Origin of the sequence: Trinickia dabaoshanensis (assembly GCF_002879885.1) — a bacterium.
Classification (GTDB): Bacteria; Pseudomonadota; Gammaproteobacteria; order Burkholderiales; family Burkholderiaceae; genus Trinickia; species Trinickia dabaoshanensis.
In genome coordinates this window covers 46171-69149 of the sequence record NZ_PNYA01000040.1, presented here as the reverse complement: position 1 = coordinate 69149, position 22979 = coordinate 46171, and the positions used below count along the sequence as shown (strand labels likewise).

The 22979-nt window shown below is 62.8% G+C and carries 18 protein-coding genes; 9 read left to right on the top strand and 9 right to left on the bottom strand.

Annotation, left to right across the window (positions count from 1 at the left end; translation table 11 throughout):
* The 5 genes from C0Z18_RS33080 to C0Z18_RS32840 all read left to right on the top strand — a co-directional run.
* Positions 1 to 1468: hypothetical protein (locus C0Z18_RS33080; protein ID WP_199189589.1), on the top strand; the 1468-nt coding region annotated here is incomplete at its 5' end.
* Positions 1469 to 1981: 513 nt separating this feature from the next.
* Positions 1982 to 2725, top strand: a complete 744-nt coding sequence (locus C0Z18_RS30265) for an SH3 domain-containing protein (RefSeq protein ID WP_146014132.1) — start codon at positions 1982 to 1984, stop codon at positions 2723 to 2725.
* Positions 2726 to 2755: 30 nt separating this feature from the next.
* Entirely contained in the window at positions 2756 to 3277 is a 522-nt protein-coding gene (locus tag C0Z18_RS30260) for a hypothetical protein (protein ID WP_233217551.1), read from the top strand.
* 134 nt (positions 3278 to 3411) lie between these two features.
* The gene (locus C0Z18_RS30255; protein ID WP_158244332.1) at positions 3412 to 3735 is read left to right on the top strand and encodes a lysozyme inhibitor LprI family protein; all 324 of its coding nucleotides are present in this window, start codon (positions 3412 to 3414) and stop codon (positions 3733 to 3735) included.
* Positions 3736 to 3865: 130 nt separating this feature from the next.
* The gene (locus C0Z18_RS32840; RefSeq protein ID WP_146014131.1) at positions 3866 to 4267 is read left to right on the top strand and encodes a hypothetical protein; all 402 of its coding nucleotides are present in this window, start codon (positions 3866 to 3868) and stop codon (positions 4265 to 4267) included.
* On the opposite strand, the gene C0Z18_RS30245 is transcribed toward C0Z18_RS32840, so the two are convergent.
* Both C0Z18_RS30245 and C0Z18_RS30240 read right to left on the bottom strand, forming a co-directional pair.
* Entirely contained in the window at positions 4224 to 4916 is a 693-nt protein-coding gene (locus C0Z18_RS30245; protein WP_233217550.1) for a DUF4396 domain-containing protein, read from the bottom strand. The genes C0Z18_RS32840 and C0Z18_RS30245 overlap by 44 nt on opposite strands.
* Positions 4917 to 5060: 144 nt before the next feature.
* Positions 5061 to 6500 carry a trypsin-like peptidase domain-containing protein gene (locus C0Z18_RS30240; RefSeq protein WP_102649141.1) on the bottom strand — a complete coding sequence of 480 codons (1440 nt, stop codon included), beginning with the start codon at positions 6498 to 6500 and terminating at the stop codon, positions 5061 to 5063.
* Between the two features lie 396 nt (positions 6501 to 6896).
* Here C0Z18_RS30240 and C0Z18_RS30235 point away from each other — a divergent pair, with 396 nt between their 5' ends.
* Entirely contained in the window at positions 6897 to 7787 is an 891-nt protein-coding gene (locus C0Z18_RS30235) for a flagellar brake protein (RefSeq protein ID WP_158244331.1), read from the top strand.
* Positions 7788 to 7798: 11 nt separating this feature from the next.
* On the opposite strand, the gene C0Z18_RS30230 is transcribed toward C0Z18_RS30235, so the two are convergent.
* The 7 genes from C0Z18_RS30230 to C0Z18_RS30200 form a co-directional block, all read right to left on the bottom strand.
* Entirely contained in the window at positions 7799 to 8374 is a 576-nt protein-coding gene (locus tag C0Z18_RS30230; RefSeq protein WP_102649130.1) for an AidA/PixA family protein, read from the bottom strand.
* 172 nt (positions 8375 to 8546) lie between these two features.
* Positions 8547 to 10778 carry a TOMM precursor leader peptide-binding protein gene (locus C0Z18_RS30225; protein WP_102649129.1) on the bottom strand — a complete coding sequence of 744 codons (2232 nt, stop codon included), beginning with the start codon at positions 10776 to 10778 and terminating at the stop codon, positions 8547 to 8549.
* A 122-nt stretch (positions 10779 to 10900) separates the two neighbouring features.
* A complete protein-coding gene (locus tag C0Z18_RS30220; RefSeq protein ID WP_102649128.1) occupies positions 10901 to 11254 on the bottom strand; it encodes a BMA_0021/BMA_0022 family TOMM bacteriocin in 354 nt (117 codons plus the stop codon).
* Between the two features lies 1 nt (position 11255).
* Positions 11256 to 11609, bottom strand: coding sequence for a BMA_0021/BMA_0022 family TOMM bacteriocin (locus tag C0Z18_RS30215; RefSeq protein ID WP_102649127.1), 354 nt, complete (start codon positions 11607 to 11609; stop codon positions 11256 to 11258).
* The gene (locus C0Z18_RS30210) at positions 11606 to 15697 is read right to left on the bottom strand and encodes a TOMM system kinase/cyclase fusion protein (RefSeq protein ID WP_102649126.1); all 4092 of its coding nucleotides are present in this window, start codon (positions 15695 to 15697) and stop codon (positions 11606 to 11608) included. The genes C0Z18_RS30215 and C0Z18_RS30210 overlap by 4 nt, the downstream gene beginning before the upstream one ends.
* Before the next feature lie 7 nt (positions 15698 to 15704).
* Entirely contained in the window at positions 15705 to 16526 is an 822-nt protein-coding gene (locus C0Z18_RS30205) for an FHA domain-containing protein (RefSeq protein WP_102649125.1), read from the bottom strand.
* 157 nt (positions 16527 to 16683) lie between these two features.
* A complete protein-coding gene (locus C0Z18_RS30200) occupies positions 16684 to 18081 on the bottom strand; it encodes a GGDEF domain-containing protein (RefSeq protein ID WP_102649124.1) in 1398 nt (465 codons plus the stop codon).
* Between the two features lie 195 nt (positions 18082 to 18276).
* Here C0Z18_RS30200 and C0Z18_RS30195 point away from each other — a divergent pair, with 195 nt between their 5' ends.
* The 3 genes from C0Z18_RS30195 to C0Z18_RS30185 all read left to right on the top strand — a co-directional run bounded on the left by C0Z18_RS30195 (position 18277) and on the right by C0Z18_RS30185 (position 22954).
* Entirely contained in the window at positions 18277 to 19302 is a 1026-nt protein-coding gene (locus tag C0Z18_RS30195; RefSeq protein ID WP_102649123.1) for an aldo/keto reductase, read from the top strand.
* A 472-nt stretch (positions 19303 to 19774) separates the two neighbouring features.
* Positions 19775 to 21160, top strand: a complete 1386-nt coding sequence (locus C0Z18_RS30190; RefSeq protein WP_102649122.1) for an NCS2 family permease — start codon at positions 19775 to 19777, stop codon at positions 21158 to 21160.
* Between the two features lie 672 nt (positions 21161 to 21832).
* Complete coding sequence (locus tag C0Z18_RS30185; protein ID WP_102649140.1) at positions 21833 to 22954, top strand: NHL repeat-containing protein; 1122 nt, start codon at positions 21833 to 21835, stop codon at positions 22952 to 22954.
* Positions 22955 to 22979: the final 25 nt, after the last annotated feature.

Genomic DNA, 22979 nt, shown 5'->3' with positions numbered 1-22979 from the left:
AGCAAATGACATCGAATCGGTCAGAATTAAAGAAATCCAGCATCAAAACGACATGACCCGAATCGGCACGGCAGCGCTGTGGAAAGCCACCGCTGCGCCACGACGGCGATACTTCAACAGCCTGCTAATGGTCTTGAGCACAATGGTGGCAACCGTTCCGTGGTTTCGAATGACCACGTTTGGTCGGAATCTTGTGCGCGTCGCCGTGATTTGCGCTACCCACGTGCTGTTGACCGGCTTTGCTACCGCGGCGCCGCAGTCCACGCTTCGGTTTGCTCTACCGGGAGGGGCAGCAATTCTCTACAGCGAAGCCGCGAACCCTCAGGACCCATTGCCTCAACGCACTTGGAAGAGGGCCGTTTTTTATCTTCCTGACGGGGGCACATTCGGCCTGCTACCCAGAGCGGGCGAGCCAAACGAAGGCGGTGCGACACAAATGGAGCCGCCGAACGACGGCAACATTTCGCCGTCGCGCGAGTACATTGTCGTCGCGCGAGACGAACAGGGGGCAGTATCGGCCGGGCCGGGGCAACCCGAGTCTGTGCTGGACAGGGAGTACTGCTCGATGGTCGAGATCCGGACGGGATGTATAACTGCCGATCAGACTGGCGAGATATGTGGAGCAGGCTGGCGGGTGGGGCAGCGCGCACAGTGGGGAACGGACGAGCAGACCGACTTGATGCTGAAAAGCGACCGACCGTCGGCAAGACGGCAACTGGGCTTCATCAGCACAGGCCAGCCTGCGGAGCTAACAATCCGCGATGATTCCGGCGCGGACAATCTCCTGCGCTGCGATCCGCCGTCGCCAGCCAATCGTGAAATCTATCGGAAGATTGCGACTGCCCTGGACGCGGCCGGCGCGCACGATGAGGCTCGACTGATCGCCAACTCGCTCGCGAAAGCTAAGAGCGACCTCCTTGGCGCGTCAGCGCCGGTAACCGTCGAAAGCGAGCATGGAAAAGGGTCCGCGACAGTGCCAATGTTGCCTTTTTGGGGGGCGACTCTCGCCGGAGGCGACGTGTCGTTGTCGGCAAAGCAGATTCGCCCTGGTTGCTCTGTGGTAATCCATAAGGCTTATCCCGCAGGCATCGATCCGAATGTGAATGCCACTGTGTTTGACCGACAACTGTCCTGGAAATGCAACGGTGCCGAAGTAGTCCCGATAGGAACGATCGAAGCAGAAGGTAGCGGTCCCGAGATCGTCACCGTCTTTTACCGGCAGAACGAGATCATCGTCTTGGCGCGTTGGCCGTCAGATTCGGCCGGAGCAGATTTCCAAGGAGATTTTTATCGGGTAGACGCATTTCGTCTCGAGCGGACGAACAACCAGACGACGTTCCGGGCGGTGCCGGCTATAACCCATGCGTTTGGTGATGGCTATGATGGCGTGCTTAATGGGAAGCGTATGGCGTTTCCCTACAAGAATGCCGCGTCAATCCGTGCGCGATTGGCGGCACTCGGTCTGTGATCGGATTAATCGCTCTGAGCCAAATCGGGATATCGATTGGGCCGGGCTATCGAGAATAGAAGCGTTGTCGATAATGGCGCAATGTCCGGAATGGACGGATACCAAGAGGGACATGAGAGTTCATTTCCGTACAAGACCGCGGGTGCGGTGAAGTCATTTTTCAAGTGCCATGAGGCGAAGTGCAAGTAATGGATTATTCGGCAAACGCGAACGATAGAATTACCAAGAGCCACCTGACGCAGCCGGCGTTCAGATTGGGGTGTCCGTGGCGCCCGGTCGTCACCGTACCCTCAAGGCAACACTAGGTTAAATATGAGTCCGATAGCTCGATTCTCTTCGCTGGCCATTGCATTAACGGCTTCGCAACCGGCGTGGTGCGCGCAGGATCGGTCCGAGACCGATTTTCAAAACCACGCGCGCCTGGTCTATTCAGTTCCGGTGCCGCCTTCCCTCAGTCGCACGTTCGGACCCGGTTGGACACGTCTCACAATCACTCGACCTGACGGCACCACATTGCCGATCATGCCGGGTGAAACACTCACCCCCGATGGCGGAGCAATTTTTTCGACGGTTGGCACTAACGCTACTTCGCACGACGGACGCTATGTAGTACTCGATCTCACTCGTAACGGAGTGATAGAAACCGAGGACGGTAAGTCCTCCGTCGAAAGTCGGGAGTTTTGTCCGATCCTTGACACCCAGACAGGATGCGTCGCGCGTGACGATACGGGTGCAGTTTGCGGTGGGGCGTGGGACGAGAAGGAGGCGGTTTGGCACAGCCAACTTGATTCGGGCAAGGCGGAGTCACAACCGATGGCGACTTTGGAAAAGCCGACGGCGAAGGCAGTGTGGGCGCAGTTCAGCCAGGCAAAATCCACGGATATCAAGCCGTACTTGCGGGCTGTGCTCGGCATTGAAAATCTCCGAGCATGCGATCCGGCGAATGCGGGAAACGCGAGTGATTACGCAAAAATACGAGCAGCCCTTGGTCACTCCGCTCGCATCGTGATCGACCGCTCGGCCAGCAGCTCAATGCCGACGAATGTTGATGCAGAGCCGACATGGACGGTGACGGTTGCCCGATCATGGCTCTACGAAAGACCATCGGTGGGAAGTAATCGGCACGGGTATCTGATTCGCGGCGATCAAGTTGCGGTAACCCAGCAAGGGAATCCAGACTGGGCGAAAATTCGCTACGTCCATGATGGACATCCGCCGCTCGAAGCGTGGTTGAAGCGACAGGACATTACCCGCTAGCGGGCTACGGCGCGAAACAGGAATAGCTCGATGTTGACACGGACCATGCTGGGTCTATCGATTTTTTGCATGACATTACACGCTGCGCGTGCGGCGGGGCTTTGCACGGCAGAGGAGACGACCGTGTTCAGTTGCGAGCTGAAGCAAAACCACAAGGTGGTCTCACTTTGCGCGTCGAAGAGCTTCACGGAGCAAGACAGTTTCTTGCAGTATCGATTCGGCCAGCCGAGCAAGATCGAGCTGGCGTATCCGAAAGAGTTAAAGGACTCCTTGGCCCGCTTCGGCTATGACGAGTATTCGCGGCCCGACCTGAGCACGTTCATCGTCGGCTTCAACAACGGCGGCTATCGATATGAACTGATGGAGACGACCGAAGGCGGACCCGACGACGGTACGACGACTCGCAAGCTCGTGGTGACGTCGCTAGCCAAGAAACATAGCGTGGAGATGACTTGTCTTGACAACGGGAAGACGGTGTCTGACATCGCGGCGCTCGACGGCGTGCTCAAGTGCGACAAGGCACATGAAATCATGGAAGGGGCCTGCAATTGACTCTTATGCGATCGGTCGTAGCGCCACTGCGGCACAACGCAAAATCAACAACGAAAATTGCGGGAACGCTCGCGTGCGCGGTGCTCGCTAGCGCGCCCGCCCTTGCTGCGCAATGCGATACGTCGGACGCCGGCGTGGGTCTCGATAGCGCGCAAGCGAGGCTGCACTGCGTCGAGAAAGCCGAGGGCGAAAACGATAGGAGGCTCAACGCTGCGTATCGGTTGCTGCTCGGCGCTCTAAAAGACGAGGCCGACCAAGGGACCTTCACGCGCAGTCATTTGGTAGCGGCACAGCGCGCCTGGATCGCATTTCGCGATTCCGAGTGCGAACTGAAAGCCGATCTCGCGGGCGGGGCGCCGCAGTGGCGTGCGGTAAATCAAGCGCAGTGCGTTTCCGATCTCACCGCCGAGCGAGCGGGTGAATTGCTGCGAGACTCAGATGCCGCAAACGATCACTGACAACTCACTTGGGTCGACGTTCGGCTGAAATTGCTTGACTTCAAATGCATCAATGAGACTCCGTACAATTCTCCTCTGCCTTTTTGCATGCGCCGCGTCCGCGCTACCGCTTCACGCGTTTGCGGAAGCGATGGCCTCGCTCGCTTTCGATTGCCCGCAAGCATTGGGCGACAGCCCGCAGGGGCTGGCCTATGAAGCCAAGCTGATGGCCAGAACGCATGGCATGGCGTCGCGCCCGGCCGCCCATCTGCTTCAATTGAATGTCGGCGGAAAAACCTTGTCGTTTCGCGACAAACCCGGCGACGGGCTCGAGAATATCGCTTATTTTTTCTGTACCAGCCATGATGGTTACACGCTGATTCGATGGGACGATGGCGATTCGTTTACCGGCCAACCCATCGACGAGCGCACCGGGAAGATCCTGCCGGGTGGCTACCGCATGCTCTTCTCTCTCGACCGTCGGGCTTATTTCACCGAATATCCCCGCGCTACATCCGCTCCTTCCATCCACGCTGGATCAGCCACCAATTGATGGGGTACGTCGTCGCGAAGCCAACGATCATTCCGATTTGCATGAGCACCCAATAGACGGGGCGCGTCGGTTCGAGCCCGGGGGACGCGTGAGCGAACCCGATCATGCACGCGAACATCCCCACCTCATACGCAACGAGCGAGAGCGTATCGGCCTTGATCGCCGCGATGATGCCTTGCCGCAAGCCGAGCCCTCGCATCGGCGCGATCGAGAAATACTGAAAGACGATACCGACGCAATACGCAAAAACGAACGCAAGCACGAGCCGCCCACCGAGCTTCGACCCGGCGATCGAGAATGCAGCGGCGAACGCGATCCAATCGGCAACGAAGTCGCCGCTCGCGCAACCCGCGCCGCAATGCGTTGCGCCTTTGAAGACCGCTTGCCACATCGGCAGATCCTTATGATCGCCGCCGTCATCTCCTTCGCCGTGGGAAGCGTGCCCGGCCGCCGCCTTCGCCCTCCCAAACCAAAAGTAGAAAATCAAACCCACCGGCCCCCAATAAAGAATCGTCAGCGGCCAGACGACCGACATGATCCACATGGGTTGGGCGTGGCCGCCGGCGGTCACGTCGTAGACGACATAAAGCGCGGCGAGAATCGATAAGACGAGCCAGATCGTGGCGATCGAGTCGAGAGAGTGCGGCACGGCATTGCCCCGTCAGGCAAAACAACCGACGAAGCAGGCAATTATCGGTCCCGGGCTCCCCGCAAGACCGATAGGGTGCACGGGCCGCGGGAAGCGGCCGCACGTACCTACCGAGACGAGCGCCGCGAGCCGGGATGGACGCCCCTAGCGCACAGCAAGCGAAACGAAATTACGGGCATCGTCGCGCTGAATCAAAAGCGCCACTTCCTTGCCGCCGCGCGCGATCGCTTTATCCAATGCCTCGGGCGTCGTCACCGGTTCGCTGTTGACGGACAACACGATGTCGCCCGCCTGAATCCCCGCGTCGGCAGCCGCTCCCGTTACCGCATCGACCACCAAGCCGGAAGACAACGCTCCCGCACGTCGTTCGCTCTCGCTCATTGCATGCACGCTCAAGCCCAAGCGCGTGAGCGCTCCTGCCGCATCCACCGCGGCAACCGGTTGTGCCGCTTCGCTTCGCGCCGCGACCACCGAGGTCGTGAGCAGCATCGCCTTCTTGTTGCGTACCACCGTGAGCGCCACCTTCGTCCCCGGTTGCAAGGCACTGATGTAGTCGGCCAAATCCGCTTGATGCTGGATCGCCCGACCGTTGATGTGCGTGATGACGTCGCCCGGCTTGAGTGCACTCGCGCTGCCGCCATGCGCAGTCGGCGACACGTCGGTCACTAGTGCGCCCATCTCATGCGGCAGACCGAATGCCGCGGCGAGTCCGGGGTCGATGTCTTGCGTGTGCACGCCCAAGCTGCCGCCGGCCAACTTGCCTTGTGCTTGCAATTGCGCTCTAAGCCTCACGGCTGCTTCAATCGGAATCGCCAGCGTCAAGTTTCGATAACGCCCATTGTCCGAATAGACTTGCAGGGCAACGCCAATCACCGTGCCGTTGCGGTCGAGCACGGGGCCTCCCGAGTTGTCGGGCTCCGGCGCGATGTCGGTCTCGAGCAACGGGAAGGTGCCGCCGTCGGGCAGCAGATGCGGCGTAACGCTGACGAGCCCGGACGCCGCCGCGTTTTGAGGACCGTCGGGCGCGCCGATCGCCAGCACCCGTTCACCCACGCGCGCGCGCGAGGAATCGCCAAGCCGCACGACCGGTAGCTTCGCGGCACGTTCGATTTGAAGCAGCGCGATATCGGTTTGCGGATCGACGGCGAGTACGTCGGCTTTGAATTGGCGCTTGTCCGTGAGCGTGACCGTGACTTGCTCGGCTCGATTCACGATATGCGACGTCGTGACGACCAGGCCGTCGGCGCTGATGATGAAGCCCGAGCCCGCGCCCCATACCACTCGTGGCGCGTTCGCGAGGGCCGGCGGCCCGGGCGGTTGTCCTTGCGGCTGGGCCGTGCCCGCTCTGACGAGCGCGAATACCGGGTCGTCGGGATCGAGACTGTCGAGCCCGGGAGCCGCAACTTGCTGATCGATTTGATCGCCGCCATCGGCGGGCATCGCTGTGCTGATATTGACGACGGCCGCGCCGTAGCGATCGACCATCGCGGCGAAATCCACTTGCGCCGCGCCAGGCGCGGGCGCGGGTGCGGTTTGCGGGGCGCGGGCAGCTTTCAACTGCGGCGCACCCGGATGGGCAGCCATTGCCGCCATTTGAACAAGTAAAACACCGCCAATCGATACGATCGATGCCGCGATGCGGCGCCCGGCTCGAACTCTGGCCCTCGGAATTTGGCTACTCACGGCTCACCCCCTGCAATGGTTGTCATGCGGGTGCCGCGCGGACTGGTTTTTTGAGTGCTCTTTCTGACTACGTCGGTCACCCGTGCAAGCATTGTCGTGCGCTCGCCGATGCTCGGCTGTGACCGAGCGCACGATACGCATCACAACCCGATGCGCGGTAGTTCTTGCAAATCGAATTCGAAAACTTGATAAGCATCAATGGGCCTGAAAATCCCCAAGCGTCCGTCCGTTCGTGCGGCCACATTTGGAGTAGCATCGTACGAACAATTCATTGCGCTGCCGCAGCGGCATCGATCGATGAGCGAATCGCCCGTACCCATGGACCATGAGCCGGCTCCGATCCCTATCGGAGAGCCGCTTGCATGGCCGCTACTCGACCAGAACGGCACATTGCTTCTGCGTGCGGGTTCGATTGTCGGCAGCGAGGAAGAGCGCCGTTTCTTAATCGACCACTTCTCGTTCTATAAAGGAGTGGCAAGAACGGGGACGGCGGAAAACGCGAATCCGGGCGCGAGCGATGCGCGTGCCGCGCCCGTCACGCTTACGCAAATGCGGCTCGCGATCGGCGCGCCGATCGGCATGCGCAGCTTCTTCGCCACGACGAGCCCGATGCGCCGAAGCAGACTCATCGGCTTTAGTCCCGATCACTCGCTTTTCGTTACCGCACCCAGGGTGGGCAAGCTGCCGCTCGTATTGTCGGCGGGGGAAAACGTACAGGCCGTCGCGATCGGTGCGCATGCGGTGTATTCATTCTCCTGCACGGTGCTGGCCGCCTGCAGCGAACCGTTCCATTACCTCGTGCTCTCCGAGCCCGGCGCCGTTCGGTTGCTGCGCGAGCGCAAGGCGGCACGAGTGCAAACACGGCTCGCCGTAAAGTACAGGGCGCTGAGTACGGACGGCGAAGCGCAGGGCCTCGGCCTCGGGCGCGATTTGAGCGTGCAAGGCATGGCGCTCGTGAGCCCGCGTGTATTGGGCGCAATTGGTGCGCAGGTCCAGGTTTCGTTTCCGATCAGGACGGCGCAAGTCGATACCCAATTCGAGGCCATGGCGATCGTGCGCAACGTCAAAGACAGCGTTGCCCCCGACGGCCTGGTTACCCATGGCCTCGAATTCGAATCGGTGAGCGGTGAGCAACAATTCGCGCTGCGCTCGTTCTTGTTCGATTGTTTGAGCGGCAGCGCGCTTTAGGGAACGGCCGATTAAACGTTCATCGGCTGTCGGTCATCCGCTGTTTGCTTGCCGCCGTATATCGTCACCGACGGGTCCCAATAGAAATATCCTTGGATATTGAGCGCGGCCCCGCGCGCGCCTTTAGCCACGTAAAACCAAACTTGATAGCGTTCCATCCCCGTGCCCGTGACATGGCAATCAACGCTGTAGCTCAGCGTACGCGTGCCGTCGCCGCCGTGCGGATCGACTGAACCGTCCGCTTGCAAGCGCGGCAGCGCTCGCCACGCGCGGGCGAGCTTCGGCTGTGCCGCGGCCGTGGTCGGCAATCCCGCGAATCGTTGGAGCTTATAGACGACGGCATGCTGCGCGCCGTCTCCCGGAAAGGAAACCGTACGCCAGCGCATGATGTCCCCCGTGAGTGCAGTAAGTGCCAGATCCGCGGTGGCCTGGGTCGCCAGATCTGGCACGTGCCGCATTGCCGCAATCAAACAAACGTCGTCATGGTCGACAGCTGTCGGCGCATTGGGATTGCGGCTGACATTACGATATTTTTCGTTAAGAGCTTGTATATCGAACACGATCGCGACATCGATTATTTTATTCATTGGCCGGTCTCCGTCGCGCCTTCCCCGTAGCAAGGCCTCGCCTCCGACACTTCCACGAACCTACGCGCAGTTCGGTCGCTTCGGTTATCGGACGCGCTGCCTTCTGCAACACACGATATGGCAACCAGGGGAGAAACGCGATTACAGTCGATTACACGCTGGGGCGCGCGCGTCAGAGAAACAACAGCGCGCGATTCAGTTCGGTTTCCTCACGCGCTCGGGGCAACCAACCTTGCCTGACCGGAACGTCGTAGAGTCGCTGCGCACCGAAACGCGGCCAAAAGTGGCACAGGCCCGGCACGATCGTTTGCACGACGCTCAAGCCGATATCGGGCCGCGTTTTGTTGACGACGAGCGTATCCATGCCGAGCGTCGAAAGGCGAGTTACACATAGCTCGACGTCCTCGCGCAAATCGGTACCCCCGATCGGCGGCCAGGTCGTCGAATCGGTTTGAGGCAAATCGGCGCAAGGGTACAAAAAGCGATCGGACGACAGCTTTTCCCTGTCCCAAGGCGGCGGAGCCTTGGCGTCGACGTCGAGCAATTGATTGACTTCCGTCAGTGCGCGTTGCAGCGCGATGCAAGGGTCGAGATGGCAGCCGAACCCGATCGAGAATCGTTCGTGCCGGGCGTCGCACGCCAGCGCGGCGAAGGTCGGGATGCGCAAATCGTGCGCGATGTCGATAGCCCAAAGCCGCCAGCCGATCGATTCGTATTCGTGGCGCAGTGCGTCGAAATATGGCTCGCGAAAACTCGCGATATCGACGCCGGGTCGTTCGACCCGGTTGTACCACCAGATCGCCACGGCGTCGCGCTCGATCAATTCGAGCAGCCCCTGCAACACGGCTTCCTCGAAGCAACCGCCTGCCGCGCTGCCGTTAGGATTGTGGACGCACACTTGCGCCGCCTCGGGATCGGGCGTATCCGAGAAGCAGTAGCTCAAGGGCACCAGCCGTTTGATCCCGGAGACGAGCGACCAAGCAGGGGTCCAGTCGATCACGGCATCGGCGCCAAAGCGCTGCGGCACTTGCTTGCGCACATCGTCTGTCGTGGCGTTGATCGCCGCCCGCGCTTCGAACTGGCGCTCGCTGAATTGCTGCAAGGCGTTCGGATGAATCGGTTCTCCGTTTTGCGTGACGTCTCCCGCCAGTTGCATCATGCTGCCGCGAACGGTCGCTTCGTCGCCTTGATAGACGCCGCTGAAACGCTCGAGTGCTTCGCACAGCGCGCTGACACGCGCTTGCGTCTCGGTGACGCCCTTGCCGGAGCAAATACGGTCGAAGCGGTTGCCGCGGGCGGGCGATCGAGGGCACACGACATAGCCGGATACGTAGACATGGCGCGCTCCGGCATGCCGTCCCGGCATCGGGTGCAGATAAGCGACGGCTCCCGTTAACGGCGAGACGAAATGGCGGTACCGATCGAACGTCGTTTGGGCGTCCGCAATTCGATAGCCGCCCGTGCGGCGGGCGCGAGCGGGCGCCGGCGACAGCGCTTGAGGCCGAAACGCCTGCTCGCGCATCAGCGAAGGATTGCCGCAGCAAGGGCACTGCGGCCGTTTGATCAGGCGGTGCCACGCGGTTTCGAAGCTGTCCGTACGGATGGACAAGACATGCTGGCTCGCCCGCGTGCGTCTGTCCGCATCGACGGCGATTCGTTCGACGAAGTTGACGACGAGCCCCGCCAGCGCGCGCAGGCTCGCGGCGCTATAGGCGGGAGGCAGGCGGGCCGCGCGTTCTCCATGGCGGCGTGCCAGCAGCGCTTGAACCGGTTGGTTCAAGCCGGTCCAATACCGCACGCAGGCGATACACGGGACGGGCGTGTCCTCCTCGGCGCCGAGCAGCGGGCCGATGCTCGCTTGCACACCGGTGGGATTGACGAGCAGCAAGCGGGCACCGCGCGCCGTGGCGCGCTCGGCCGCGATCAGCAATTCAGGACTGCGATAGCTGTCGCAAAGCGCAATGACGAGGGGCGCGTCGCTCGACAGCTCGACCCCGCACGCGCGGAAGGCTTCGATTTGCGGCGTGGGATCGACGCCGTAAGCGGTGACCTCGACGCACAAGCCTTGCGCCGTCGCGCAGGCGCGGTCGCCGTCGAGTCCGGATCGCTCGTGATAGCCGCGCGCGGCATCGAGCGCATCGGATTCGTCGGCGCGTAGGTAGCCGCGCTGAATGAAATGATCGAGCGCGCGCAGAATGTCCCAGTCGGAAAAACGCGGCGACAACGCGGCGACGATCTGTCCGATCGAGCGCGACTCGCGCACGCACGCGGCGAGCGCCGGAAAAATCGCGCCGCTCAAGACCGAGCGCTTGAATTCGTCGACGACATACAGGGTGTCGGGCCCGTCGTCGAGCAGCAACAGGTGCGGCTTGAAACGCAACTTCCGGGAAAGATCGTCGAGCATGCGCGCTCCGCTTCGATCGAATGGGCGCGGGTGCGCGCGCCTTCCTTGTTCGTGCCGCGGCGAGTTCGACGAGCACGCAGCGGCACGAAGGCGTGATTGCGCGGCAGCCCCGCGGCTAGCCGCTAGCAGCAGGTGAACAGGTAAGCCGGGCCCGCATCGTTGTAGGCGGCGAGGGCGATCGGCTCTTCGACGACATCGGCGGGGCGTGTCGGGATACCGAAAGTCAAGGTATGCGCCGGTAACGACCAGGTGCGCGTCTTGGGATTCCAGCCGTATCCGGGGCCCGGGTCTTTGACCTTCAATTCGAGCAGCCACGGGGCTTCGTAGCCGAAGTAACGCGCGAGCGCGTCGGTCGCATCGGTGAACAGCGCCTGTTTGAATTCGGGGTCGCGCCAAGCCAACGCGATCGCGCGCAGATAGACCTCTTGCAGTTCCAGCAAGGATTCGAAACTCGGGATGCCGTTGTTCGCAGCCATTTCAGCGCTCCGTCGGGGCGATGGGGTCCAGATGCTTGGCGTTGTACGCAGCAAGCGCCACGGTCATTTGATCGGGTTCGGGCGCCGGCGGAAAAACGAGCTCGAGCGCATTGAACTCATTCGTTTTCCAGCCGCCGGTCAAACCCGGCATCCAAGTCGACGTGTCGTTATGCACCTTTAGATTGACCTGCACGGGGTACTCGTAGCCGAAGCGTTCCTTCAGTGCCCGTTTCGGGGCTTCGCGCAGTTCCGCGAGAAAGGCGGGATCGCGCCACGCAAGTGCGATCGCTTCGATGATCACGGCTCGAAACTCCAGGAACTGATCGTAAGACGGCAAGATCGTGGGTGAGGTCATTGCGCTTCTCCAGTGGTTGAATAAGCTGCTTCTTGCAGCATGCGCAGTTCGGTCTGCGCTATTTTCGCGATGTGCCACATCGAACCTTGGCGGGCTGCGTCGATCGCTTGCATGCAGCACGCCTGCGCGGCCGGAATCGATGAGTCATCGCGTTGTTCTCTCAGGTAGCGGGCCTTCATGACGAGCAATTGCGGCTGGTAGTAGCGTTCGCCGGTGCGCTCGCACAGCGTGAGGCACTCGTCCAGCACGACGAGCGCATGGGCGAAATCGCCGCGCCGCACATCCAACTCGGCGACGAGCGAGGCATAGAAGGTCAGGCCCAGCATGCAGCCCGTTTGCTTGAGCGCGTCCACGTTGGCGATCGCCGTCTCGCGATCGTCCACGCACCATGCCTGCAGGATCGCGGCGTAACGCTCGACGGCGTTCAACCCGTAAATTCTCGATAGATCCATGATGGCCGACGACGTGACGCGGGCGCCGTCGCGGTCGCCCACCCAATGCTGCATGCGGCCCAGGTACATCATCGTCACGCCGATCGTGGGCAGGTGATCGCTGCAGGTGGCGGCGTGCACGGCTTCGCGGGCTTGCTCAACCGCACGTGCGTCGTCGCCGTCCATGCACCAGAGCACGCCCGCCAGCGCGGACATGGCCCATGCCCGCGTATCGAGCCCGAAGACGCGGCGATGGTCGTGATCGCGCGCGGGGCGATGCGCATCGAGCGCCGCCTCGAGCGCGGTCCTCGCGTGGAAGTATTGGCCGTCGACCCAATCGTTCATGGCGCAAATCGTATCGGCCACGACGGCGAGATCGTCTCGGCGCGAGGTGCGCGCGAATTGCGTGAGTTGCGTTCCGATTCGGTGCGACTCGGCACGGTCCCCGGCCACATGATGGTGTAAAGCGATGGTCCACATCGCACGGCCTGCCAGCGTGGGGTCCTGCAACGCGGCGGCGCGCATGTGCATCCTGTTCGCGCTCTCGCGTACGTGCGGCGCACCCCATCCGTAGCGGGCCATCAGCGCATGCGAGAGCGCGAGGTCGATGGCGACGCAATCCCGATCGTGCCCCGGGTAGTCGCACTGGCCCAGCCATTCGAGCGTGGCGCGCGCGTAATGGATCGCATCGTCGTGCCGCGCGCGTTCGAGTGCGCGCTGAGCGGCGGTCATGCCGAAGGGAACGGCCTGCGCATAGGCCTGCGCGCGTGCGAAATGTCCCGCGGTGGCTGCGCAGCGTTCGAGCGAATCGGCTTCGTGCACGCGTTGCGCCAGTGCGTGCGCGATACGAAGATGACATGCGTGCCGTGTCGCCGCGGGCATGGATTCATAAGCGGCGTCGCGCAGCAACGCGTGCCGGAATACGAATGCGACGCCATCCAAGCGGTGTTGTGCGTAGAGAATGCGCCCCTCGAGCAAGCGTCTGAGGTCGTCCTCGACGATCGATGCGTCGTGCGGCGAGGCCCTCGTCAGCAACCGCGCGTCGAATTCCAAACCGATCGCGGCAGCAAGCTGCACGGTATCGCGGGCGCCGTCGACGCGCTCGAGCGAAAGCTCGAGCACCTCGCGCAAGCTGCCCGGAAGCGAGTCCGTCTCGGCGGCGGCCGGGCCGTTGGCGCCGGGCTCGGCTTGCTCGGCGAACGCGCCGCGCGATTCGAGTTCGCGCACGAGTTCTTCCACGAACAGCGGAATGCCGCCCGCGCGGCGCACGAGGCGATCGAGCGCGGCGGTATCCGCGTTCATGCCGGGCGTCAGCGCGGTGGCGAGTTGGTAGGCCGCGGCGCGCGAGAGCCGCCTAAGCGGGATGCGCTCGGCGCGATGCTTCCAGCGCTCGAGCGCCTCGGGCCTCGTGGTCAGCACGATGCACACGCTGGCCGAGCACGGATGACGCGTGAGCGCGTCGAGAAACGCGATCGTACTGTCGTCGATCCATTGCACGTCCTCGATGATGAGCAGCACCGGGCCTTGCGGGTTCAGCGAAGCGAGCAACTGGCACAGCATGTCGAACAGGGCTTGTTGCTGGCGCGCGCCCGACCAGCGCGACAGATCGGCGCCGAGCGGCCGGCCGAGCCATGCCGACAACGTCGCACGCGCCGCCGCCCGCTCGTTCTCGTCCAGGCGCAACGCCTGCTCGAGCGCAACCAGCGGATCGGCCGCGGCGGGATCGTCGATGTCCAAATGCCAGCGCGCCTTGACGAAGCGCAGCAGCGGCGCGAGCGCGTGGTTCGTCTGATCGGGCAGACAGGCACAATCCGCGTAACCATGGCCGCGCGAGCGCACGGCTTCGCGAAGCTCGTGCACGAGGCGCGATTTGCCCATGCCGGCGTCGCCCACGACGAGCGTCATGCGCTGGGCGCTCGCGCTCGCGCGCACGTTGCGCGATGTGCTGTCCCATGCGCGCATCAGCGCCGCGAATTCGCGCTCGCGGCCGACCATTGGGTGCGCGTCGCCGTGTTCGAGGGCATCGAATGGCGCATGCTCGTAGCGCTCGCCCAATAATTCGCGCACCGGTTGCGGCGCGGCGCCGGGAAGCGCGAAGCGAAGCGGCAGCGCGACGGAATCGACATGACGCTCCACGCGGCGCGCGGCTTGTTCGCTGAGCAGAATATGCCCAGGCTGCGCCATGCGCTGCAGGCGCACGACCGCGCTTGCCGTGATTCCGCCCGGCAGCGTGCCGGCGTTCGAGGATATCGTTCCGGCGTGGATGGCCGCGGCGATTTCGACGCGAACGGCGGGCCCGTCCGGCGCGACCGGTAGCGGTTGTGCGTCTCGTGCCCCCATGCTGCCGGCCGATTGCGCCGCGTGGCGGGTCATTTCCAACGCAGCGCGGCAGGCGCGTTGAGCGGGCCGATCGATGCCATCCGGATAACCGAAGTAAAACAGCAGCAACTCGCCGAGCACGCCGGCCGCGTGTCCGCCATACCGGATCGCGATGTCGGTGCAGCGGGTGAGCCATTGAGCTTGGTAGGCGTCGAGCGATTCGGAAAGGAGCGCCTGCGCGCCGGCCTCTTCGTCGGCCACGATCGATACGCTGCAACAGAGCGCCGTGACCTGGCGGAATTCGGCGGCCGCAGCCGCGGCCGGCGGGGGCATCCCGTTCTCTTGCCGATGCCAAGCCAATGGCGTGCGGCGAACGGGCCGATAGCGCAGCGCGCCGACGAGCGCGGCGAAATGTACGGCGCGAAACCGGGTGGCGAGCGCCTCCGCGGATTCGGCGCGCTGTTTCGGATCTTTATTGAGGGCTTCGCGCAACACGGCGCCTAGTGGATGCGCGGCGATCGCGGGCGGCAAAGCGACGTCGACGGGGCTCAATTGCTGATACAGGATCTCGGCGACCGTCGCTCCTTGCATGACAGGCTGCCCCGTCAGGCATTCGATGACGACCAAGCCCCAGGCATAGAAGTCGCTTTTAGCGGTAGGCGGTTCGCCGCGCAGTTGCTCGGGCGAGCAATATCGCGGCGAGCCCAAGACTTCGTCGGTGCGCGTAAGCGTCAGTTCGTCGGCGAGTCCAGCGTTCGGAAGCAGCGCGCCGATGCCGAAGTCGAGAATCTTGGCGTGGAGCGCGCCGTCGATTCGCGTCACCATTACGTTTTGCGGTTTCAGATCGCGATGAACGACGCCGCCGCGGTGCGCATGCGCCAATCCGTCGAGCACCTGCGCCATCAAATGGCCCGCCGTTTCCGCCGGGAGCGGGCCGTGGGCCGCGAGCATGGCCCGCAACGTTTCCCCCGGCACGTGTTCGAACACCGCGAAGAGCCGGCCGTCGGCCGTCTCGCCGTTATCGAGCAGCGCAACGATATGGGGGTGGGCGAGCCGCGCGCACAGTTGCGTTTCGCGCTGGAAGCGCGCTCGCAAGCGCATGCGTTCGTCGGCATCGCGCGAGGCGTCCTCGCGCAGCAGCTTGACGGCCACGCGTTCGCCGGTGTCGGCACGCCAACCTTCGTAGACGACGCCGGTGGCGCCTTCGCCGAGCAGCGCGCCGAGCCGGTAGCGGTGCGTGGCGGCGAGTTCGGCCGTGTAGGCGACGCCATCCGCCATCGTGGGCGCGAGGCCGGCGGGGCCGGGCGTTGCGCCCGTGGAGACGAGAGCGCGGGCCATGGCGTATTTAATTCGCCGAGGCGCGCGCGAGCTCGGATGCGGCGAGCGATAGCGCCGGCGCGGGCCGGCTCTCGGGGAATTCGTCCGTCGGCGATTGGCATTCGAGCGTATCGGCGCGCACGATGCTGAACGGCAACGCGCCGAACCGCACGCCGCCGCGCCGGCGTTCCACGAGTTCGGGCGAGCCGGGCGTGAGCACGGCGCCGAACTGCATCCGCGCCCGATGGATCTGGACGTTCACGTGCGAGAGGTCGAGACCGAGCATATGCGCGAGCACCTCGAGTTCGATCCAACCTTGCGAGGCGTTGTCATAGCCGGCGAGGGCGTCCGCGTGACGTTTGCGGGCGAGCGTGACCAGGCAGTAATGATGGGCGCGCATGCCGAGATCGAGCGCCGCGCCGCGCGTATGCAACGTCGCCGAGACATGTTCCTCGTCGCGGCTCACGCGCCATTCGATGCGCTGAGCGATCGACTCGAACTGCGCGGGGCGCGGCAGCGCCGCGGTCGTATCGGGCGCGGGGCCGTCGGCGGGCGCATCGAGATTCGCCACTTGCCATGGCGCGCAGGCCGCGCTGCCGAAATGAATGATGTCGCCGAGTTGCAGCACGACATGCCGGCCTTCGCCGATGAAGGTGCCGCCCACGAGCGCCCCGTTGCGGCCGTGAACGTGCAATTCCCAGCGGGGGGCTCTCCACCGGATGGTGGCATGGATGCGCGAGACGAATGGGAGCGCGATAACGGTGTCGCAGCGATTCGAATCCCGGCCGAGGACATGATTCGCCCTCAGCAAGCATGATTGCCCCGTCAGCTCGCTTATTAGAATCGCCATTTCCCTACGCCCTTGATGAACGCGCGGGCCGCGCCGCACGCATGCAGAGACGACTACGTCAGTGCATTCGACGAAATCCTTATAGATGGGATTTGATCATAGGAAAGTCGGAACCTGTCGGCAAGGGGTAATTGCGGGTAATTGCGCGTAATGCGTTTCACTTGCAAGAAGATCGCCCGTTCGCTTCGCCGGCCGGCGATTCTTCGTAGGTTTCGATTCGATTACGTCCGCGTTCTTTGGCGACGTAAAGCGCCTTGTCGCAGCGCGAGAGCGCTTGGGTAGCGCCCGCGTCGGTGGGACGCATCCGGTCGATCCCGATGCTGACCGTCAGCGCGATGCGGGTCTCGCCGCTCATGAGCGGCGACGCTTCGACGCGCTGCTGGATACGGCGCGCGAACGTCACTGCGTCCTCGATCGATGCGCCGGGCAGCACCGCGGCGAATTCCTCGCCGCCGATGCGCCCGATGAGGTCGCCCGTGCGGGCCTCGGCGCGCAGCAGACGGGCGAAATGGCTGAGCGCCAGGTCGCCGAGCGCGTGCCCCCAGCGATCGTTGAGCAGCTTGAAATGATCGAGGTCCAACATGAGCATCGCGGCGATTTCGTTGGGCGCATGGCGGATCCGCGTGAATTCGGCTTCGCTTTGCGCCGTGAAATGGCGCCGGTTCGAAAGCTGCGTCAAATGATCGACGGTGGCGAGCTCATGCAATTCCGCTTCGATGCGCTTGTGCTCGGTGGCGTCGGAGATGAATCCGTGCCAGAGCGTACTGCCGTCGGGCATGCGTTGCGGGCGCGCATCGCCTTGGCGCCAGCACGACCCTTGGCGGGGCAAATTCACGCGGTACTCCAGGTGCCACGGCGTGAGGTGTGCGGCCGAGTCGAGCAGCGATTGCCGGAAGACGTCCAGGTCGCGCGGGTCGATTCTCGCTTCGATCGCATCGGCGTTGCGCGCGACGTCCTCCGGCGCCAGCTCGTAGATGTCGCGAATGCCGTCGCTCGCGTAAGGCACCGACCCGTGGCCGTCGACGCTTCGGCGGTACTGAAACACGAGCCCCGGCACTTCGTTGGTGAGGTTGGTGATCAGATCGATCGTGTGCTGCAGGTTCGTCGCCGTCTCGCGCAGCGCGGTGATGTCGGTGCTCGTGCCGATCATCCGCTGCGCACGGCCGTCGCTGCCGCGGCTGATCACTTTGCCGCGGCTGCAGATCCACTTGTAACTGCCGTCCTTGCATCGAATGCGATGCTCGACCACGTAGCTGTCGGTCTTGCTCTCGAAGTGCGCTTGCATCGTTGCGCGAACATGGGCGAGATCGTCAGGGTGAACCCGAACATAGGCATCCTCGATCCGGTTGCTCAATTCGTGCGGCGCATAGCCGAGCATCGCCTTCCAGGCCGGGGAATAGCGGATTTCGCCCGTGACGACGTCACGGTCCCAGAGCCCGGTCCCGCTGCCGGTCAGCGCGACCGTCACGAGTTCGGGATCGATATGGAAGCGCGTGTCGCACTCGAGGCTGGACGAGGCAGGCGTCGCATCGTCTTGCGGTTCGGTTTTCGGCATAGCGGGGGCGCGAATCAAGCGGACTGAAACAAACACGGTCAACGAATATATCGGCGCGTTTTGTCGCGGGGTTAAGGGTCGCAAAACAAAATACCGAACGCGAGAGGGGCCGAGTGCGGGCAATCCCGGAGCGCTGACGAGCAGATCCGGCGCGATTGCGGTAGCCTAGCTCCTCGTTCTTCGATAGGGGGCAGCATGGAATATCGGCATCTCGGGGCATCGGGATTGAAGGTCCCGGCGCTCAGTTTCGGTACCGGCACGTTCGGCGGCAAAGGCGAGTTGTTCAAAGCGTGGGGGGAAACGGATGTTTCCGAAGCGCGCCGGCTCATCGATATCTGTTTAGACGCGGGCGTGACGATGTTCGATACGGCCGACGTGTATTCGCGCGGCGCGTCCGAATCGATTCTCGGCGAAGCGCTCAAGGGCCGCCGCGATCGCGTGCTCGTGTCGACGAAAGCGACTTTTCGATTCGACGACGAACCGAATAACGTGGGTTCATCGCGCCACCATCTGATCAAGACGGTCGATGCCTCGCTCAAAAGGCTACAGACCGACTACATCGATTTGTTTCAACTGCACGGATTCGATGCGAAGACGCCCGTGCAAGAAGTGCTCTCCACGCTCGACGACCTCGTGCGTGCCGGCAAGATTCGCTACACGGGCGTGTCGAATTTCTCCGGCTGGCATCTGATGAAGTCGCTCGACGTGGCGGATCGCTACGGCTATCCGCGCTATGTCGCGAACCAGACTTATTACTCGCTGATCGGGCGTGATTACGAATGGGAGCTGATGCCGCTGGGCCTGGACCAAGGCGTGGGCGCAGTCGTTTGGAGCCCGCTCGGCTGGGGGCGGCTCACGGGCAAGATCCGGCGTGGTCAGCCGATTCCCGAACTGAGCCGGCTGCACAAGACCGCCGACTACGGGCCGCCGGTGCCGGACGAATACCTTTATCGCGTGGTGGACGTGCTCGATGCGATCGCCGAAGAGACCGGCAAGACCGTGCCCCAAATCGCGCTCAATTGGCTGCTGCAGCGCCCGACGGTCTCGACCGTGCTGATCGGCGCGCGTAACGAGGAACAACTGCGGCAGAACCTGGGCGCCGTCGGCTGGAACCTGACGGCCGAGCAGGTCGCCCGGCTCGACGAGGCCAGCAAGGTACGTCCCGTGTACCCGTATTGGCATCAGGAAGGGTTTGCGGAGCGCAATCCGTCGCCGGTGTAACGCGGCGCCGTTCACGTTAGCGCTTTTTTGAGCGGCGGTGCGATGCGCCGCCGCTCCGTCTCTCGCCATGGCGACGGTGCGCCGGCCTGCATGCCTACGCTCGCTTGCCGATCAAGCCTGCCAAATAATCGTCATCACAGTTTCACACTAGGCGTAAACACGTGGTCCGCGACGATGAAACCCCGGTTTCACGGGGATATAAGCGCTGTCACATGTGCTGCATGTTCCCCTCCTGATAGGCCGGAAAAGGCCGTTCAACTAACCTTCGCAACGGCGAAGTGCGAATGACGTGGTGGATAAAACAGCGCGTCGTAGAGCGCCAGAACGAATACACCACGGTTTCGAAGCGACGAGGCGCCGAGCGCCTGTCCCGTTCCAAGACGTTGCCGACAAGCCAAAACCTATTAGATCCGAGACAAACCTGACGACGGCTGCACGAGCCGTTTCAGCATGCTGATAAAGGAGCAAGCTCATGAGTGATACCCCCGCGCAGCCGACCGTCGGCGTCGGCGCTAGAGACGAGTTCGGCCATATGGGTGTCATCGATCGATACTTCGGGATCTCGGCGCAAGGCAGTACGCAGCGCCGCGAGATCGTCGCAGGCATCACGACCTTCCTGGCGATGGTCTATTCGGTGTTCGTCGTACCGGGCATGCTCGGCAAAGCCGGTTTCGATACGAGTGCGGTGTTCGTCGCCGTTTGTCTGACCACGGCATTCGGTTCGTTGTTGATGGGACTATGGGCGAAACTGCCGATCGCGATCGGCTGTGCAATCTCGCTCACGGCGTTTACCGCGTTCGGCCTCGTGCTGGGCAAGGGCATCGCCCCCGCGGTGGCGCTCGGCGCCGTCTTCCTGATGGGGCTCGTTTTTACGGCCATTTCGGTGACCGGGGTGCGCTCGTGGATCTTGCGCAATCTGCCCGCGGGCGTCGCGCACGGCACCGGTATCGGCATCGGCCTGTTCTTGCTCTTGATCGCGTCGAACGACGTCGGCCTCGTGATCAAGAATCCCGGCGGGGGCTTGCCTTTGGCGCTCGGACATGTCGGTGCGTTTCCGGTGATCATGTCGGTGATTGGGTTGGCGGCGATTTTCGGGCTGGAGAAACGCCGCGTGCCGGGCGGCATCTTGCTCGTCGTCGTAGCGATCTCGGCGATCGGCCTTGTGCTCGATCCGAGCGTGAAGTATCACGGCATCTTCGCGTTTCCTTCGCTGAGCTCGGCGGGCCATGCGTCGCTGATCGGTGCGATGAATATCAAAGGCGCGTTGTCGGTGGCGGTCCTGCCGAGCGTATTCGCCCTCGTGATGACGGCGGTGTTCGATGCCACCGGGACGATTCGCGCCGTGGCGGGGCAGGCCGGCCAACTCGATGAAAACGGCCGCATCATCAACGGCGGCCGCGCGCTGACGGCCGATTCGCTGAGTTCGATTTTCTCGGGTTTTCTCGGCGGCGCACCGGCGGCGGCTTATATCGAGTCGAGCGTGGGTGTGGCCGCGGGGGCGAAGACGGGCTTGGCCGCCGCCGTTGTCGGGCTGCTCTTTCTCGTCGTGATGTTCTTTTCGCCACTCGCGGGTCTCGTCCCCTCGTATGCGACGGCGCCCGCGCTGATGTACGTGGGTCTCTTGATGCTCTCGAACGTCAGCAAGCTGCACATGGACGATATGGTCGATGCCATGTCCGGCCTCGTCACCTCCGTCTTCATCGTACTCACGGCCAATATCGTGACGGGCATCATGCTCGGCTTCGCGACGCTCGTTATCGGACGCATCGTGAGCGGCGAGTTCCGTAAGCTCAATATCGGTACGGTGTCGATCGCAATCGTGCTGGTGGCGTTCTACCTCGGTGGCTGGGCCATCTAAGAACGGTTTATCGCGTGGGGCCGCTCGTACGACGCGGCGGCGCCGCGAAACAAGGTAGTCTCCTCCGCCATCTGTGTCGCTGGTGGAACTCAAGCCCGGGAAACTCGTGTTTCCGGGCTTTTTTTGTCGGTGCGGCTATCGCACAACCACCAATACGATCTAGGCGGGATCTGTCAATCCTCTTGTCGCTAATCCGTGTCGTATTCCACGAAGGCGGACACTGAACGCATCGGACGGTGCTATATTCTCTGAGCAATGAGTCCAAGAACTCTTACGAAAATTCCACAAGACTATTAATAAACACTTTCTATTCCCGGGGCCTAGACAGATGCAAAGCAGCAGTTCAAACGTTCGACTCGTCGCGCAATGCGATGTTTCCGTCGGTATTCCTTTCCAAAGTTCATCACGCGAAAGCTGCGGGCGCGGCGTGCACGCCTGCCTCCGATCGCGCTGCGCCGGCTCGCCGCCCGCACGCGTTACTGCGTAGCGCTTTTGAATCGACCGGTGTTTGCCGGCGGAATCGAGCGTTTCTGAGAAAAGCACCCCGCAATCACAATCCGAGCATTCACCGTTTTGTCGGTGCGGTGTTTGGATGCGCGCGTGCGCTTTATCGAATTCATTTGGGGCGGCATAGCTACCCCGTCTATTAAAAGCAAAGAGGAGTTTTACCTGATGCGTAGTCACCCCTTGTTCCGCTGGACCGCCGAATTCGCCGCGGCAGCTACTCTCACGTTCGCTTTGGCCGCTTGCGGAGGAGGCAATAGCGCGACCGGCGTGTCCTCCGGAAGTACGCCCACGACCAGTGCGACCGTCGAACAGGTATCGACCGTGGCGGGATCGACCCAATGGGGCGCGACGAACGGACCTGTAGCGAGTGCAAAGTTCAACGATCCATGCGACGTGGCCGTCGATGCGGCGGGCAATATCTACGTGGACGATACGGGTAACCACCTCATCCGCAAGATCGACACGAATGGAAACGTCACGACGGTGGCCGGAGCGGGTACGGGCGGTAACGTCGACGGCAACGGGGTGGCCGCGAAATTCGACTTCCCGAACGGCTTCACGCTCGACTCGAGCGGCAACCTCTACGTCGCGGATTCGGGCAACAACACGATCCGCAAGATCGATACAAGCGGCAACGTGACGACGTTCGCAGGCTCCAGCGCTTCGGGCTCCGCCAATGGCCGTGGCACAGCCGCATCGTTCAACTTCCCGGCAGGTATCGTCATCGACCCGAGCGGAAACCTTTTCGTGGCGGACGACGGAAACAATCTCATCCGCAAGATCGATCCCAGCGGCAACGTCACGACGTTCGCGGGTTCGGGCGCCCAAGGTTCGGCTAACGGACTGGGCACGGCCGCGTCGTTCAATGCGCCGCATGGCATTGTCCTCGACGCGAGCGGCAATCTGTACGTGGCCGATGGGGGGAACAACGTGATCCGCAAGATCGATCCGAGCGGAAACGTAACGACGCTTGCCGGTTCGGGTGCCCAAGGGGCCGCCAACGGCAAAGGCACTGCCGCTTCGTTCAACAAGCCGGACGGCGTTGCCGTGGATGCGAGCGGGAATGTGTATGTCGCGGATACGGGTAACAATCTCATTCGAAAGATCGATTCGATGGGGAACGTGACCACGCTGGCGGGCTCAGGTGCCCAAGCTTTGACGAACGGTCAGGGTACCGCTGCCGCCTTCTATAGCCCTGAGGGACTCACTGTCGATGCAGCCGGCAATGTGTACGTGGCCGATACGCTGAACAACGCGATCCGCAAGATCGTCGCGACGCACTCGTAATCGCTGGAAAGTAGAAGAGGAGCGC